Annotated in this window: 14 protein-coding genes, 1 other RNA gene and 1 riboswitch; of the genes, 4 read left to right on the top strand and 11 right to left on the bottom strand. The window is 51.9% G+C overall.

Annotation, left to right across the window (positions count from 1 at the left end; translation table 11 throughout):
* Positions 1-37 precede the first annotated feature (37 nt).
* The 4 genes from IPL17_RS02740 to IPL17_RS02725 form a co-directional block, all read right to left on the bottom strand.
* On the bottom strand, positions 38-469 hold the full coding sequence (locus tag IPL17_RS02740) for a hypothetical protein (RefSeq protein WP_345305544.1): 432 nt from the start codon (positions 467-469) through the stop codon (positions 38-40).
* Positions 470-532: 63 nt separating this feature from the next.
* Positions 533-1,693: a DUF1786 domain-containing protein gene (locus tag IPL17_RS02735; protein WP_345305543.1), complete on the bottom strand. Its 1,161-nt coding sequence runs from the start codon at positions 1,691-1,693 to the stop codon at positions 533-535.
* Positions 1,694-1,721: 28 nt separating this feature from the next.
* Positions 1,722-2,594: a VIT1/CCC1 transporter family protein gene (locus IPL17_RS02730; protein WP_345305542.1), complete on the bottom strand. Its 873-nt coding sequence runs from the start codon at positions 2,592-2,594 to the stop codon at positions 1,722-1,724.
* A gap of 88 nt (positions 2,595-2,682) precedes the next feature.
* A complete protein-coding gene (locus IPL17_RS02725; RefSeq protein WP_345305541.1) occupies positions 2,683-3,486 on the bottom strand; it encodes a class I SAM-dependent methyltransferase in 804 nt (267 codons plus the stop codon).
* A gap of 213 nt (positions 3,487-3,699) precedes the next feature.
* On the opposite strand from IPL17_RS02725, the gene IPL17_RS02720 reads away from it, so the two are divergent.
* Positions 3,700-4,710, top strand: a complete 1,011-nt coding sequence (locus IPL17_RS02720; RefSeq protein WP_345305540.1) for a hypothetical protein — start codon at positions 3,700-3,702, stop codon at positions 4,708-4,710.
* 77 nt (positions 4,711-4,787) lie between these two features.
* On the opposite strand, the gene gcvPB is transcribed toward IPL17_RS02720, so the two are convergent.
* The 7 genes from gcvPB to ffs form a co-directional block, all read right to left on the bottom strand.
* Entirely contained in the window at positions 4,788-6,278 is a 1,491-nt protein-coding gene (gene gcvPB / locus IPL17_RS02715) for an aminomethyl-transferring glycine dehydrogenase subunit GcvPB (protein ID WP_345305539.1), read from the bottom strand.
* A complete protein-coding gene (gene gcvPA / locus IPL17_RS02710) occupies positions 6,278-7,627 on the bottom strand; it encodes an aminomethyl-transferring glycine dehydrogenase subunit GcvPA (RefSeq protein ID WP_345305538.1) in 1,350 nt (449 codons plus the stop codon). Before gcvPA ends, gcvPB begins: the two co-directional genes overlap by 1 nt.
* 53 nt (positions 7,628-7,680) lie before the next feature.
* Positions 7,681-8,058, bottom strand: a complete 378-nt coding sequence (gene gcvH / locus IPL17_RS02705) for a glycine cleavage system protein GcvH (protein ID WP_345305537.1) — start codon at positions 8,056-8,058, stop codon at positions 7,681-7,683.
* A 229-nt stretch (positions 8,059-8,287) separates the two neighbouring features.
* A riboswitch (glycine riboswitch) is annotated at positions 8,288-8,430 on the bottom strand.
* 71 nt (positions 8,431-8,501) lie between these two features.
* The gene (locus IPL17_RS02700; protein ID WP_345305536.1) at positions 8,502-9,017 is read right to left on the bottom strand and encodes a hypothetical protein; all 516 of its coding nucleotides are present in this window, start codon (positions 9,015-9,017) and stop codon (positions 8,502-8,504) included.
* Positions 9,018-9,081: 64 nt separating this feature from the next.
* Positions 9,082-10,014, bottom strand: a complete 933-nt coding sequence (locus IPL17_RS02695) for a hypothetical protein (RefSeq protein ID WP_345305535.1) — start codon at positions 10,012-10,014, stop codon at positions 9,082-9,084.
* Entirely contained in the window at positions 10,011-10,370 is a 360-nt protein-coding gene (locus tag IPL17_RS02690; RefSeq protein ID WP_345305534.1) for a hypothetical protein, read from the bottom strand. The genes IPL17_RS02695 and IPL17_RS02690 overlap by 4 nt, the downstream gene beginning before the upstream one ends.
* Positions 10,371-10,401: 31 nt before the next feature.
* An RNA gene (gene ffs, locus IPL17_RS02685) (signal recognition particle sRNA small type) lies at positions 10,402-10,500 on the bottom strand.
* Positions 10,501-10,734: 234 nt separating this feature from the next.
* Between ffs and IPL17_RS02680 the strand changes: the two genes are divergently transcribed.
* The 3 genes from IPL17_RS02680 to IPL17_RS02670 all read left to right on the top strand — a co-directional run bounded on the left by IPL17_RS02680 (position 10,735) and on the right by IPL17_RS02670 (position 14,822).
* A complete protein-coding gene (locus IPL17_RS02680) occupies positions 10,735-11,070 on the top strand; it encodes an STAS domain-containing protein (RefSeq protein WP_345305533.1) in 336 nt (111 codons plus the stop codon).
* A gap of 84 nt (positions 11,071-11,154) precedes the next feature.
* The gene (locus tag IPL17_RS02675) at positions 11,155-11,565 is read left to right on the top strand and encodes an ATP-binding protein (RefSeq protein WP_345305532.1); all 411 of its coding nucleotides are present in this window, start codon (positions 11,155-11,157) and stop codon (positions 11,563-11,565) included.
* Positions 11,562-14,822: a GAF domain-containing protein gene (locus tag IPL17_RS02670; RefSeq protein ID WP_345305531.1), complete on the top strand. Its 3,261-nt coding sequence runs from the start codon at positions 11,562-11,564 to the stop codon at positions 14,820-14,822. Before IPL17_RS02675 ends, IPL17_RS02670 begins: the two co-directional genes overlap by 4 nt.
* Positions 14,823-15,137: the final 315 nt, after the last annotated feature.

Raw genomic sequence — 15,137 nt, 5'->3', positions numbered from 1 at the left:
CTTTCCGCCGAACGAAATGATATTACTCGCTTTCTTGTCATGGATTTCTGAATATCTTCATTGCCCAATGTCCCGTCACTGCGCTCACTGTCAACAGCATCATATATGGGATGCCGTAAAAGATGGCATACAACACCACATACCCCATGCATCTACCGAGATCATTGTTACCATCTCCATTGTTCTGCCCCACGCATAAGGGTGTGGCATCCAAAACTGCGGTTACAAATAACGCGCACACCATCGCCGCGAATCCTGCCGCCATGATCCAAAACCACTTTGGGTGTAATCTAGCCGGCAGGACGAAGCCAAAAACAATTGCGCTTCCAAATAGAACCGACACCCCCGCGAGGATGGATATCCAAAAATATTCCTGACGCATCTCCTTGCTGATGACAACTAATGCAAAGAACATAGCGCCAGGCAATGCCGTGAAGAGCGATGTTGAAATACGGGTGCAAATGGACATGTCCAAACTATACAGGAATGGCGCTGTAAGACTCTGTCAGCGTTTCTCAATTCCTATCAGGCCTCACCCCGCATCCCATGGAGCGACTCCACGCCCGCGCCCGCCTCGCAGCGACTCCATAACTGGTTCTGCCAAATTGGGCAGAATCTCCGCTGTAGCGGCCAGCAGACCAAAACATCCCGCGATCATCATGTCACCAAATGGGGTGGCGAAATACGGGCGTAGGGGCGCAGCATGCTGAGCTCCTATGAACAATGAACGCCTAGGCCCTGTCACCACCACATCAAATTCGTCCTTGCCGAACTCAAATGGATTTGTCCCATACACCAATGCGCCATGTCCCATGTCGTCAAAAATATCCTGATGTTTGAGCGAACCATCCGCCAAGGCGCGGATATAGTTTTCCAGTTTTGGTAGATCAATTTCACCCGTGTGATGTTCAAAGACTCCTTCGATCCCATCACCGAGACGAAATGCCAGCGTATGAAAATTCCCGACATTGACAATGATCTTCCGTTGGCGCTTCATGACGGTCGGGTCAAAGTTCGCACCGAGGACTGCGGCTGGAGCCGTGTCCATTACAACCAACGGACAAGGTAACGCATGAGCTGAGTCCGCTACAGATTGCAGGCGGGTCATGATCTTGGGAATATCGTTTGATAAATAAGCAAAGGCTGAAAGCGAATTCTTTTCTTTAATTCTTTCATCGAGATAATCAAACCTGAATTGCCTGTCTGAAACTCCCGCGGGCGCGTTGCCGTGGTCAAAGACTGCCACCGCGATGGCAGATAAATCATCCAACGAAACACCATAATCACTGAAGGTCTTTGAGATCAACTCAAAATCAAAATCCCTCAACTCCAACCTTTCAACCTTCAAACCTGCAACTTGCAAACCTTGAACTTCATCTTCCCCAACGATCTTTATCCCCAACTTCTCAACCTTATCCAACTCATCATTCAAAGTTGTCGCGGCGGAGGGTGTCATATACACTGGAATCCCCGCGCGCGCAACTTCTTCGATCGCCCATGCTGAAGGGCCGCCGCCCATTTGATGTCCAGTCAACAGGATCGGGCGAAGCGGAAGCGCCTGCTTGAGACGGCGATGAACCATCATGGTGGGGGATGGTAGAATGAGTTTGAATCCGTTCTCGATGTCGAGATTCGGAATCGTAAAGAAAAATATCCTGCGTGCCGTGCCGATATCTACCGTTAATATTTTCATGGGTCCCCTCCCGGGGCAGGGTACTGAGTTAAATTTCAATTCCAAGCCATTGACGAATGAAATAGCCAATGACAAATGAGAACGCCGCCACGCTGAGACTCAAGCCTGCCATTTCAATAAACCGCTCGCGGAAGGATTCGCCTTTGGCAACTGAGATGTAATAGTTGAATACAGCGATGATGACGACTGCTGTGCTGAGTGAAATGGCAAGGTCAATATAGTAGTTATCAAGCAGCAGATAGGGCAGGATAAGAAGAGTGACAGTGGTGATGTAAGCAATGCCTGTATAGATCGCGGCGCGCACTGGATGCTTGCTCGTCTTTTCAGAACGGGTGGATAGATATTCACTGGCCGCCATGGAAAGCGACGCGGCGATGCCGGTGATGAGTCCTGAAAGGGCGATCAACTTTGTGTTTTGCAGGGCAAGCGTCAGCCCGGCCAGAGCGCCTGTCAATTCCACCAGGGCGTCATTGAGCCCGAGCACAACGGATCCTGCGTATTGCAGGCGTTCCTCGTCCAGCATCTCGATCAGTTTTTCTTCATGAACATTTTCTTCATGTTGATAGATCGCGGCTTCGGGAATTTCCCTGGAAACAGCAGCGTAGTTCCCCTGCGCCGCTTCCTCGCCCATTTCCATTAACTTGACGCCAAATGTGAATCCGAAGACGATGCTGACGATGTAATAGAACCAGACAAAAAACCAGCGCGGCTGTACATCCTCTTTTGTATATTCCTTCCAGCCTTTATAGTGACGCAGTTCATCTTCTGCGATCTGATCAAGTACCTTTGCATTTTCTACAGATTTGATCCGTTTCGCCAGTCGTTTGTAGATGTGGTATTCAGTGATCTCGGTCTGTTGAAACAGGATCACTTGTTTGCGAATGTCTTCGCTTAACTGCATGATGAGACTCCTTGTGTGAATTTTCTTTTGTAATTGTAAGCGATTTTGATAATCAAAAAGATGCGCCATGCGGCGCATCTTTTATGCCTTATATCTTTTGAAGTACAAAAAACCAGTATCTTCTATTATCAAGATGCGGCAGTCCATCGGGCGAGTCGGGCGTCAGACCCGCAAAATGATAGAACTGCTTGCGCAGAATGACAGGCACATATTTATCCACCAGCTGCATGCGGCGCTCGCGGTCCAGTTCCATGGCCTGTAGAACATTGTCTGTGATCTCCTCCTGTTTGATGAGTTTTAATCCCATGGCCTTTAATTGCGCGTGCCAGATCTCGACTTTTTCTTCATAGCGCAGGTCAGTGTAAAGGAAGTAGCCGTCTGGTTTGAGCACCCGTTTTACATGTTCGAAGAATTTTGTGATATTCGGATAATACAGGGAAGCCTCGACGTTCATGACCACGTCAAAGGAATTATCGGGGAAAGCCAGCGCTTCGGCGTTGCCGTGATGGAATTTAAGACCATCATGGTTGTAATGAGTACGGCAGAATTCGATGGCGCGGGTGGAAAAATCCACGCCGGTATACGATCTTGGTTTGAAGTGGCGCATGATGAAATTCGCCCCGCCGCCGCGACCGGAACTGACCTCAAGCGCGTCGCGGCCTGACCAGTCAATGGATTTGGCGACATGGTGATAGAGCTGCAGAGGATAGCGATGTATTTCGTCTTCAACCGCGAGAGGAAGCGGATCATTCCCTTTTTGATGCGATGTGTAGCCAAAGTTCATGAAGATGGCATTCCTGTCCTTATCCAGCATGGATATCAACTCATATTGCAGACGTGTCAGCCAGCTTTTGACATTCGGGAAGCGGTGAAATAACAGTTTATTTAACAAGTTATCCTCTTTTTTAGATTTGATCTGAAAGTAGAAAGTTATAACCCTGCATTCTCAGGGAAGATACCATACCACGGATTCCTTTGATGATCGGGAAATGTGATGAATTACACTTGATTTTCAAGAATGAGAAATATAATATTAAGATGCTTCAGGTATTTTGTGTTCGCTGCTTTCTTATTCCGATCAAGGCGCGTCAAAGGAGAACTCATTATGAAAAGATCAACATGGCTCCCGGCAGTTTTATTATTGATCATCGCGGTATTGGCATGCAGCGTCATGCCCGCAGTATCTGACTCAGATACTGGTATTGGAGAAACGCAGGTGGCGTTGGCTGTTCAGCAGACCAGTCTGGCTGTTCAACAGACGGCAGTCTCGTCAGGGGGGGAAGTTGCAACCCTCGCGCCTTCCCAGCCGACTTACACTCCCTACCCAACCTACACGGCGGCGCCGGCCGACACCGCTGTGGTCGTTCCACCGACCGCATTCACCCTGGATACTGCTCCATTGGATATCAAGGAGTTGATAAAAACTTCCAATATTTTGATCTATGAAGATATGGCGGGATATCCGGATCTCCTGCCGATCGTGGAGAGAACTGTCAGTTCCATGAATTTTTCCGGGGGAAAGATCATGAATACCGCCGACCGTTTGGGCGATTTTAAGTCACAGGCGAATTCTTCCACAAAATGGGATTTGATGATCGTGGCTGCTGAATCGCGCATCGCCTTCAGCGGCGAGATGTTCGAGATGATGTATGACCACATCAACAATGGCGGGGCGGTCATCATTGAGGTCTGGTATTTGGATGAGGTCGCGAACGGCAAAATAGCCCCGATCCTGAGCAAATGCGGTGTTAAATTTTTCCGTGATTGGGAGCGCAATTACCAGTATGATCCATTCAGTTATTCCATTTATTGGCTGGATAAATCCCATCCTCTGTTATCCTCTCCCAATACAGTTCTGCCGCCTTCCTACCCGTACCCGGAATGGTTTACGGATGCGGGCGATCTGCTGGAATTGGGTTCCGGCGGAGATGCTGTGCTGGTTGGCGGTGTGCATCAAGACCGCAAATCAGATTATGGCGTGCTGGCATCCTGCCTGGACGGGCGTATGGTCATCCAGACTTTTTCCTCTCACGATTACAAGTGGGATATTGTTCAACCGCTCTGGGAAAATTATATTACTTATACACTAACCCGCCATTATGAAACCACGCCATAAGCGCTGAAAATAAACGCTTGAATCAAATGACCTCCGACTGCAAGATCGGAGGTCATTGTTTTTAATCTCAATGGGAATTATTGATATTGGGTCTCGTAATTTTCAGGCAGCCAGCAGCACAGCACCAATTCTCTCGCCGCTTTCACTTCATCCATTCTGCCGAAAGGAGTGATATGCGGCGCGTCGTGCAATAGTTCAGGTTGTGTCTTGGCTTCTTCCGCGATCTTGATCAACGCCTCTGCGAAACGATCGAGCGTGTCTTTATTTTCGGTTTCGGTCGGTTCGATCATCAACGCTTCATGCACGATCAGCGGGAAGTAGTTCGTGGGCGGGTGGAAGTTATAGTCCATCAGGCGCTTTGCGATATCCAGCGCGCGGACATCACTGCCAGCGAACTGACCTTCCATCACGAATTCATGCATGCAGATGCGGTCATAAGGGATCTTGTAGGTGCTGCGCAATTTCGCCTGCAGATAATTCGCGTTAAGCACTGCGTACTGCGAGATCGCTTTCAAGCCGTCGGGTCCGTGCATGGAGATGTATGTGTACGCGCGGACAAGTCCGCCGCCGAAATGGCCGTGGAAGGCTTTCATGCGTCCGATCGTTTGCTTCGGTGTGACAAAACCATACAGCGGAGGAATATCATCATCGCCGCCTTCGACGATGCCGACCAACGGAGAGGGCAGGAAATCCAATAGCCGTTCGCTGACACCAACGGGACCAGAGCCAGGTCCGCCGCCGCCGTGCGGTACGGCGAAGGTCTTGTGCAGATTGAAGTGCATCACATCAAAACCGAGATCGCCGGGGCGGACAATGCCGAGCAGCGCGTTCAAGTTCGCGCCATCACCGTACATCAAGCCGCCGCAGTCCTTGACCATCTTTACAACCTGCTCAATGTTCTCATCGAACATGCCGAGTGTGTTGGGGTTGGTCAGCATCATGCCGACAACGGTATCGTCACAGGCGGCGGCGAGAGCCTTCAGGTCAACATTGCCGCGCGCATCCGATGGGATGGTGACCACGCTCATGCCGAGCATACCGGCGGAAGCGGGATTCGTCCCATGCGCGGCATCCGGGATGAGCATCTTGGTGCGTTTGCTGTCGCCGCGTGATTTGTGATAGGCGGCCATCATCAGCACGCCGGTGAATTCTCCGTGGGCGCCGGCGGCGGGCTGTAAGGTCACGCCTGCGAAACCGCTGATCTCTTTCAGCCACTCCTGCAATTCATACATCAAAACCAGATTGCCCTGCACGGTTTCGATCGGCTGTAATGGATGAGAGTAGAGGAAGCCCGGCAGGCGGCAGGTATCTTCGTTGATCTTCGGGTTGTATTTCATGGTGCATGAACCCAAAGGATAGAAGCCGTCATCCACGCTGTAGTTGAATTTGCTGAGCCGCATATAGTGACGCACAACATCCACTTCGGCCAGCTCGGGCAGGGGCAGCTCGGAGCGTAGCAAATGCTTGGGAGGCAGGGCAGTTTCGGGCACGTCTGAGGCGGGCATGGTCACGCCGAGTCGGCCGGGGGAGGAAAGTTCAAAGATGGTAGGTTCAACAACGGTAGCCATTATTCCATCTCCTTTAAGACTTCCACGAGGGTGTCAATTTCCTGCTTGCTGTTCATCTCAGTGAAGGCCATCAGGATATGATTTTCAAGGGAAGGATAATCGTCCCCGAGAGCATAGCCGCCGAGGATGCCGTGGTCGAGCAAATATTCATTGACCTCACTGGCAGGCTTGGGACAGCACAAAACGAATTCATGGAAGAACGGCTCGATGTAACAAAGACCGAAGCCGTCGATCTTGCTGAGTTCACTCGCGGCATAATGCGCTTTTTGATAGCATAGATTGGCAACCTGCTGTAAACCGGTCTTGCCAAGCGTTGACATGTAAACTGCGGCTGCGAGCGCGAGCAAGCCTTGATTGGAGCAAATGTTGGATGTGGCGCGTTCGCGTTTGATATGCTGTTCGCGCGAGGTGAGCGTCAACACATACGAACGCTGTCCGCGGTTATCAACGGTTTCACCGATCAGCCGCCCGGCCATTTTGTGAACGTAGGATTTTTTCGTGGTGAAGAATCCGAGATACGGTCCGCCATACCAAAGCGGAATGCCGAAGGGCTGTGCTTCACCGACAACTATATCCGCGCCCATTTCTGCGGGAGTCTTGAGCATGATCAGCGCGGTTGGATTCGCAACAATGCAGACGAGCGATCCTTTGGCGTGTGCATCTTCGATCAGCTTTGTGTAGTCGTGGATGCGTCCAAAGAAATCGGGATATTGGACAACGACGAGCATGGTGTTCTCATCGACGAGCGACATCATCGCTTCGGGTCCGACCTCGGGGTCGATGGATACGTCATCCCCGACTTCTTCCAGTCCCATGCCCTGCGTATACGTGCGGACCACTTCACGGTATTGCGGGTGGACTGTGGGGGACATGACGACTTTCTTGCGTTTGCCGCGGAACTGCGCGAAGGCAAGGTTGACCGCTTCGGCTGTGGCAGTCGCGCCGTCATAGTGGGACGCATTCGAGACATCCATGCCGGTCAGGTTGGTCATCAGCGACTGATATTCGAAGATGGCTTGCAGTGTGCCCTGTGAGATCTCGGGTTGATAGGGCGTGTAGGCTGTGTAGAATTCGCCGCGCCGCAGCATGTGATCCACGACAGACGGGACGTAGTGATTGTATGCGCCTGCTCCGAGGAATGAGATCAAATGCTCGCGCACGTTCTCGTTCGTGGTCGCCATGTCATTTAATAAGGCGGCGGCTTCCATTTCGGTTAGCGCCGGTGGCAGGTCAAGTTCGGGGAAGCGGTGTTTCTGCGGAATGGCGTCGAACAGATCATCGAGTGATTTAACGCCGACCGTATTGAGCATCGCATCCCGTTCGTTGGGGGAAATCGGGATATAGGTCATGTTGCCTCTTTAATTGTAGGGGCGGGGTTACCCCGCCCCTACATAAGATTTATTTAATGTGCTCTGCCTGCTGTGTCTGCTTCGTACGCGGCAGCGTCCATCATTTCACCGGTGGAGCCGCCTTCGACCTTGATCATCCAGCCTTCGCCGAATGGATCCGAGTTGAGGATTTCAGGTTTATCCGCGAGTCCTTTATTGACAGCGCTGACCTTGCCTGCTGCGGGTGAGTAGATCTCAGCGGAGGCTTTTACAGATTCAACCGATGCGATGGCTTTGCCTGCGGCCACTTCTTCGCCTTCCTCGACGAGCAATTCAACGAAAACGATGTCGGAGAGCTGGCTCTGTGCAAAGTCAGTGATGCCCATTGCGCCGCTCGAAGGGTCGAACCATTCATCAGACTTGGTGTACTTGAGGTTGGATGGAACGTTCATTGTTATATGTCTCCTGTTGTGGGTTTTGGCGAATCAAAAGAGGACGTGCAACTATAGAATTGCGCGTCCTCTGTAATGGAACCTGAGAGATTAGTCAGTCAGTCACCTTGTCTTTGGTCAGCTGCTCTCTTAGTCGCAATGACTAGCAGACCAGTAAACCAGCAGACTATTTGACCAAATAACTTTACACCGTCGGTGTCTCGGTCGATTGAGACTTTCCAGAGCCTTATGCGGATGCGGGGTCCTTTTGCCTGAGAGATTCGTCTGGTTTCGCCTGTTGCCAGATTTGCACCTTCGGCGCTCATTCTTTATCAGACCTGACAGGTTTCAAAAACCTGTCAGGTCAAAGAGAGTCTCTTCCCTGCACTCCGTTCAATTATTTTTTGATTCTACGGTTGAGAGGGTTGAGAGTCAAGGGACAAACATCCTTGATTTATGGATGGTTATTTGCCGGCAATTTTTCGGATGCGTTTTGGTTTCTCAGGGTCTTCAGTTGGTTCGGGGGCAGTCTGCTCAACGGGTTCTGGGGTGACTTCCAAAATCTCTGGCGCAGGCGTTGATTCAGGTGCCGGCGCGGGTGTGGAAACCTGCACGCCGTTGATCCGCGCAAAATATTCCTTGACGTTCACATCGTTATAAAAGATAAGCGATAGAATGCCGACCACCATGGAAAAGACATTCCCAATTAAGAAAGTAAGGATCTGAAGTATGGCGATCGACTGCGAAGGTTTTACAGGCTGCGGCTGCGAACTTAACAATTTTGCCGCGTAAATGATCTCGAAGACACCGAGAATGGTTGGCAGGATCGTGATCGGCAGGCAGACAATGCCAACCAGTGTGCCAAGCGCAGTTGCTGATGCGATAAATCCCCAAAAGAGATTAATGATACCGCTGATAAGTGTCATCACAGCGACCGCTGTGAACAAACCGGGTTTTTGATTTTGAACCGTTGTATTCATTCGTTGCTCCTTGTTTTGTATGCCAGATATAACGAATGACGGGGGATTTGGTTGCAGGGCGTGATCACGGTTGTTGAAAGGTAAGCAGCCACCCGCCAATATACTCAACCCCGTTTGAGTCTTTGCAAATGGGAGCGGAAATATTCGGGATGGATGCCCCGCCTTCAACCACTCGGACGCTGTAAATGGTATCTGCCTGCATGACGAAATCCGCGTATCCATTCCCAAGCTCGGGTTTGAATCCGGTGAAGAAGTGATCCTCCCCCTCGTCCCACGTGACGATGATCTCAATGCCGGGGATTTGTTTTCGCCGCTTGTCCGTGAGGATAAATTTCATTAAACCTGGCTGTGCTGCGGGTTCACACACCGTTTCCTGATCGATGAGCTCGAATGGTTTGCCGGGTGGCGGCATTGCGGTGAATGTTGGGCGCGGTGCAAATGTGGAGGAAGCCAGTGGTATGAGCGCGGTTTGTGCGAATGAAGTGGTTGGGGCCGGGGTGGGAGTATCTGTTGTCGAACTTTCTGCTGTTGCATCCAGTGTCACCGGCGTGGCAGTTGCCAATGGTATTTTTGTTGGGGCTGTGGTGACGGAAGCAACTGCGTTGGGGGTGTTCGCTGGACTTGAAGTCGCTATGATCGCAGTGGATGTGCTTGTGACAGGAATGCTTGCAAATCCCTGCTGCAGATCCTGCGCGAGCTGCGTGATCGGTTGAATGGCCTCAGGGGATTCTCCTGCGGCAACCATGCGCTGAGCCTGGGCGTTGAGTTCGCCGCCAGGGTTTGTGTCACCGAGCAATTCAAGCCGCGCTCGCGTGCGTCCCAGGTCATGGGTGGATGCGTATGAGGCGGCGATCACGCTGCGATATTGATCTTTGAAGTCGGCGCGCAAAATGTCCGGACTCGCGTCCACATACGTCACAGGGGAGATCATCCACGAGTACCCCAGACCAAGCCCAAGTCCGAGAAGAAGCGCGATCAGGAGGTGGATCATCTTCATGGCTCGGCTGCCTCCTGCGGTTGATAGGTCTGCATGGCAGTTAGCAATTCCTGCAAAAGATCTATTTCATTTTGCGTGAAGTTATTCTTTTTGGCGTAGTCCAAAGTGGATGTAACGATCTGTGCGGGGGATTCACTGCCCAGCATGGCAAGCCGTTTGGCGCTGGTTTCCAGGTCTTGTTCGCTCTGATGAGCCTCCGCGACCATCATGACGTAATCTGCGCGAAAATCTGCGCGCAAAATATTTGGCGTAACGTCAACATATTCGACTGGGTCAATGACCCAGCCATAGACCAGCCCAAGCGCAATGCCAGCGATCGCGGCGAGGATGATCCTGATCCAACTTGATATGCTCATGATGAGATTATAAACACAATTATTAAAAATATCCGGACAGGCGACCGGCGGCACCCGTAGACACTTCCTTACCGTTGCTATCTTTCGATCCTGGCGGGGTTCGAAAGGCTGCGCCGCGCCGGGCCTGCCCGGACGGGTGCAAGCATACCCGAAGTGAGGGGGGGTGTCAACTTTGGCTTTTATTCTCAGATGGAGTGTTTCATGTAACGCGGATGGAAATAAATATCCGTGTTTGGGTTCACCCGCTCCCAGTATGGATTTGTGAATTGTACATGACTCCGCCAAAAAAATGAAAAGACCGCCCGGGAGCGTGATATAATTTTGAACTCAGGAATAAAATTTATTTTACTGACGGAGGAGTAACATGGAAATCACGACTCAGGAATATAAGCACTGTGATTTGGTCAAAGTACAAGGCCGCGTAGACAGCGCCACTGCCCCCGATTTTTCCAAGGCGCTTGAGAAGATCAATAATGCCGGGCGTTATAAGATCGCAGTGGATATGAGCGGTCTTGAATACATGTCCAGCGCGGGCTTTCGGGCGCTGCTTGCCACACAAAGGAACTGCAAGAAATACAACCGTGGCGAATTGGTGTTGGTAAGTGTCTCCGAGCGGATTCGTGAAGCTCTCGAGCTTGCAGGTTTTACTGAATTATTCAAGTCCTTCGATAACACAATAGACGCAGTTGGCAGCTTCTAATTAAAAGTTAGAGCTTCCCGATCAGCCCAAATATAAAATGCCGCCTTTATTATCCTGGGGCGGCATTTAATTTTTTTATTTATTATGTCAAAAAAAACTTTTCCAGCCAGGTTCGAGTTCTTGGATGAGATCCGTGACCTTGTGGCGCAAATCGCACGCGAAGGCGGCTTTACCGAGAAAGTGATCTATTCTTTGCAGCTTGCCGCTGATGAAGCCGCCTCCAATATTATTGAACACGCATATGAGGGCATTTCTGATGCGTCGATCGATATCAATTGCGATATGGAAGGCGATCTCTTTGTGATCACCATGCGGGATACGGGCCTGTCCTTTGATCCTTCAAAGGTCAAGAAACCCGACTTGAAGGCAGATCTATCTGACCGCCAGATCGGGGGACTTGGGGTGTATCTCATGCGGAAACTGATGGATGAGGTTTCCTACGCATCAAATCCAAAGACAGGCAATTTGCTGACCATGACCAAGCGCAGGGGATGACCCGCATGACTGTCCAGGCACGCACCGGGAAAACCGACTCATTGGAATGGAGTCAACTCGCCAGCCTTGGGGAACAGATTCGCAGCGAGGACTCTTTTAGCGCACAGCGCGACCGCATCATTGCAATGACCAGCCGCCTTATCAAAGGCCGGGTGGATGTCTGGTTGAATGAGAATTTTTTCCGTCTGCCGGATTGGGAGGATGGAACGATCTTTCCACCCCAGCCCACATCGGATGGAATGAAGCGCGCCATCAAAGCGGGCAGGCTTTTTACCAAAAAGAACGCATCCAGCGGAGCGGTGGCTGCGATACCGCTCGAGGATCATGGCATCACGCTGGGGGCGCTCCAGATCTCCCGCGCCAAGGGGCTCGCTTTTTCGATTGAAGAGTTGACACTGCTTCAGGACCTTGGGCAGATCGTGGCGATGAGCCTGTTCTCTTCGCATCGTGCCGAGGTTGAGCAGTTCCGCCTTCGGCAGCTTAACCTGGTGCGCGAGGTCAGCACGCAGATCGCCAATGTTTTGGATGTGGATGAACTCTCTGCGCGCGTGACCAAACTGATCCAAAAAACGTTCAACTATTACTATGTTGCGATCTTTACGCTGGAGCCGGCATCCACCGCGCTCCGTTTTCGATTCAGCGCCGTGGCGGCCCGCAAAGGCAAAAAGAAAGCCTCCGTTCCACTGGAGGTGGAGATCGGAGAGGGACTGATCGGGGAAGCCGCCCTGCACGGAGAACAGATCGTGTGTGACGATGTCCGCGCGGATGCCCGCTACCGCTTCATTGACAGCCTGCCTGAGACAAAATCCGAAGTTGTCTTTCCGCTAAAAATTGAAGACCGTGTGCTGGGTATTTTGGATGTGCAAAGCAATCAACTAAAGGCTTTTCATCCAAACGATATTTTGATCCTGCACGCATTGGCGGATAATATCGCGCGCGCAGTGGATGGCGCGCACTTATACAGCCGCCTGCGCCGCCGAGCCGACCAGCTCACGCTGGTATCGGAAGTCAGCAAGAGCGTCACATCCACACTGAATCTTTCGACGATCATGCGGGAAGCCGCGAATCTGATCCATGAAAAATTCGGGTATCCGCATGTTTCATTATTTACGGTCCACCCGAATAGAAGGATCATTGCCTATGAAGCGGGCAGCGGCAAGCGCAGTAAGAAACTGGAAGGCTTTACGCTCTCCCTGGACAGCCCGAAGGGAATTATGGTCTGGACGGCGCGGCTTGGGAAAACGATCCTGGTCAACGATGTCAGCATGGATGACCGCTACGTCCCCTCATTGCTGCCCCCGAAGAATACACATTCTGAACTGTGCGTGCCCCTGCTCTTTGATGATAAAGTGGTCGGCCTGCTCGATATTCAATCAGACAAAATTAACGCGTTCACCGAAGATGACCAGATCATGTTCGAAGCGGTCGCGGACACAATGGCGGCTGCCATCCGCAACGCGGACCTGTACCGCTCGGAACAATGGCGGCGGCAGGTATCTGACAGCCTGCGCGAAGTGGCGGGTCTGGTCTCGGACAATGTCGGCGTGGATGAGGTCTTGGAAACGATCCTCTCTGAATTGGACCGCAATCTGCCGATCGATATTTCCGCGATCTGGTTATTGCAGGATGGTGATCTTTGTCTTTCTGCCGTGCATGGGACGGATGCGAGTCAGCTTGAAAGCGTCTGCATCTCGAATCCAGATGCGATCTATTCCATGGCTGACGCCTTGATGGCGGATGTCCCTGTGATCCGCCGCCCTGATGACCCGCTCTGGCCGTCGGGGCTGACGGCTGGTTATGAAAGTAATTATTCATCCATTGCCGCGCCGCTGCGTGTGAGCGACCGTCCGCTAGGCGTGCTGACCCTCGCGCACCATACCTCTGGCCGTTATGGACACGAGGCCCAAGCCATTACCACCACCTTTGCAAGTTATGCCGCGGTCGCGATAGAGAATGCGCGTTTGTATGATTCGGCGCAGGAACAGGCCTATGCGTCCGCGGCGCTGTTGCAGGTGGCGCAGGCGGTTGTCAGTTTGAACGATGTCGAGGAGATCCTCGGCACCATCACACGCATCATGCCTATTTTGGTGGGTGTGCATCGGGTCGCGTTATATCGGTTTGATGCAGAGCGCAATATCTTCAGCGCTTCCCATGAGTATGGCTTTTCTGAAGAGGAAGAAGCCGAGATGACCGAAAAGGAATTCAAGCTGGGAGAGTTCCCTTTGCTGGATGCCGCCTGTGAACAGAACCGCATGTTGATCCACCCGATCGAGCTCAAGGCTGCGCCAATGTCGTGGTTGAAGATCCAGCCAGAGGCAGAGCGGGAGGCGGATGCCCTCAATGCGGATCGGCTGCTGATGGCGGTCCCGCTTTCGATCAAGAATGGCATGTTCGGCGTCGTGCTGATCGAAGAAGCCGAGAACGGACGCCGCTTCCGCGCGCGCCGTATCGAGATCATCAACGGCATCGCCCAGCAGGCCGCGCTCGCGATCCAGAACGACCTGTTGCAGCAGGAGATGGTGGTGCGCGAACGCCTGCAGACCGAAGTGCAGCTTGCGCGCCAGATCCAGCAGACCTTCATCCCGCAGTCGCTGCCGACGCATGACTCGTGGCAGTTCGCGGCGCGCTGGCGGACTGCGCGTCAGGTGGGCGGTGATTTTTACGATGTGATCGAATTGCCGAATGGGAATTTCGGTCTGTTCATCGCGGATGTGGCAGATAAGGGCATGCCCGCCGCGTTATTCATGGCGCTCACGCGCACCCTGGTGCGGGCGGCTGTGAACGAGATGAATTCTCCCGCTGAAGTATTGCGGCGCGTGAACGACCAGCTTTTGCCAGATACCCAGCAGGGCATGTTCGTGACCGCGGTCTATGGCGTGCTGGATACTACAATTGGGACTTTTACCTACGTCAACGCGGGACATAACCCGCCGTTCTGGGTCAAGGGAAGCGGCGAGATCGCAAAACTGACCCGCACCGCGGTTGCGCTGGGCGTATTGGACCAGCCTTTCATGGAGGAACGCACGATCTCGCTTGAAGTAGGGGACAACCTGTTGCTTTACACCGACGGCCTGACCGAAGCCTTCTCGCCCGACGGAAATCTGTTCGGTGATTCGCGTTTGATGGACGCGCTGATCTCCATCCAAAAACATACCGCCGATGAAGTCCTTGTGCTGGTTGAACATCGCTTGAATGAATTTATCGAGACAGTTCCGCTTGGGGATGATCTGACGATGCTTTCGGTGAAGAGGATGTAAAGGGACGCGGGTCAGCTGAGGGCGGTACATATCCTGTAAGGAATAAATCAACGAAAATGCTCCATATACCACTCGATTGCAAGGTAAAAAGATACGCACCCTTGAAGGAATGAAACTAATCCAAAAACCCTCATTCGATTAGGCTCTTGCGTGAACAATTTTTTAACATCGCTGAGTGCCTTTTTTCCACGCCGTGCTCTAATTGATATCAACCAAAGAGCATCCCAAGAATATTTTGTGAATTGTTTTTTTTGCTAGATTCATCCAACTTTGATACAAAAGAATTGCCGTGAGGGCTAGATAAAGCCCAAGAGT

The organism is Candidatus Villigracilis saccharophilus (genome assembly GCF_016711665.1).
Note: the sequence above shows the minus strand (reverse complement) of the source record. Positions and strands in the feature narration are given on the sequence as shown.

Excerpts from the sequence above, each read along its gene's own strand:
- IPL17_RS02740 (WP_345305544.1), bottom strand. The coding sequence starts at position 469 with ATGTCCATTTGCACCCGTATTTCAACATCGCTCTTCACGGCATTGCCT.
- IPL17_RS02735 (WP_345305543.1), bottom strand. The coding sequence starts at position 1,693 with ATGAAAATATTAACGGTAGATATCGGCACGGCACGCAGGATATTTTTC.
- IPL17_RS02730 (WP_345305542.1), bottom strand. The coding sequence starts at position 2,594 with ATGCAGTTAAGCGAAGACATTCGCAAACAAGTGATCCTGTTTCAACAG.
- IPL17_RS02720 (WP_345305540.1), top strand. The coding sequence starts at position 3,700 with ATGAAAAGATCAACATGGCTCCCGGCAGTTTTATTATTGATCATCGCG.
- gcvPB (WP_345305539.1), bottom strand. The coding sequence starts at position 6,278 with ATGGCTACCGTTGTTGAACCTACCATCTTTGAACTTTCCTCCCCCGGC.
- gcvPA (WP_345305538.1), bottom strand. The coding sequence starts at position 7,627 with ATGACCTATATCCCGATTTCCCCCAACGAACGGGATGCGATGCTCAAT.
- gcvH (WP_345305537.1), bottom strand. The coding sequence starts at position 8,058 with ATGAACGTTCCATCCAACCTCAAGTACACCAAGTCTGATGAATGGTTC.
- IPL17_RS02700 (WP_345305536.1), bottom strand. The coding sequence starts at position 9,017 with ATGAATACAACGGTTCAAAATCAAAAACCCGGTTTGTTCACAGCGGTC.
- IPL17_RS02695 (WP_345305535.1), bottom strand. The coding sequence starts at position 10,014 with ATGAAGATGATCCACCTCCTGATCGCGCTTCTTCTCGGACTTGGGCTT.
- IPL17_RS02690 (WP_345305534.1), bottom strand. The coding sequence starts at position 10,370 with ATGAGCATATCAAGTTGGATCAGGATCATCCTCGCCGCGATCGCTGGC.
- IPL17_RS02680 (WP_345305533.1), top strand. The coding sequence starts at position 10,735 with ATGGAAATCACGACTCAGGAATATAAGCACTGTGATTTGGTCAAAGTA.
- IPL17_RS02675 (WP_345305532.1), top strand. The coding sequence starts at position 11,155 with ATGTCAAAAAAAACTTTTCCAGCCAGGTTCGAGTTCTTGGATGAGATC.
- IPL17_RS02670 (WP_345305531.1), top strand. The coding sequence starts at position 11,562 with ATGACCCGCATGACTGTCCAGGCACGCACCGGGAAAACCGACTCATTG.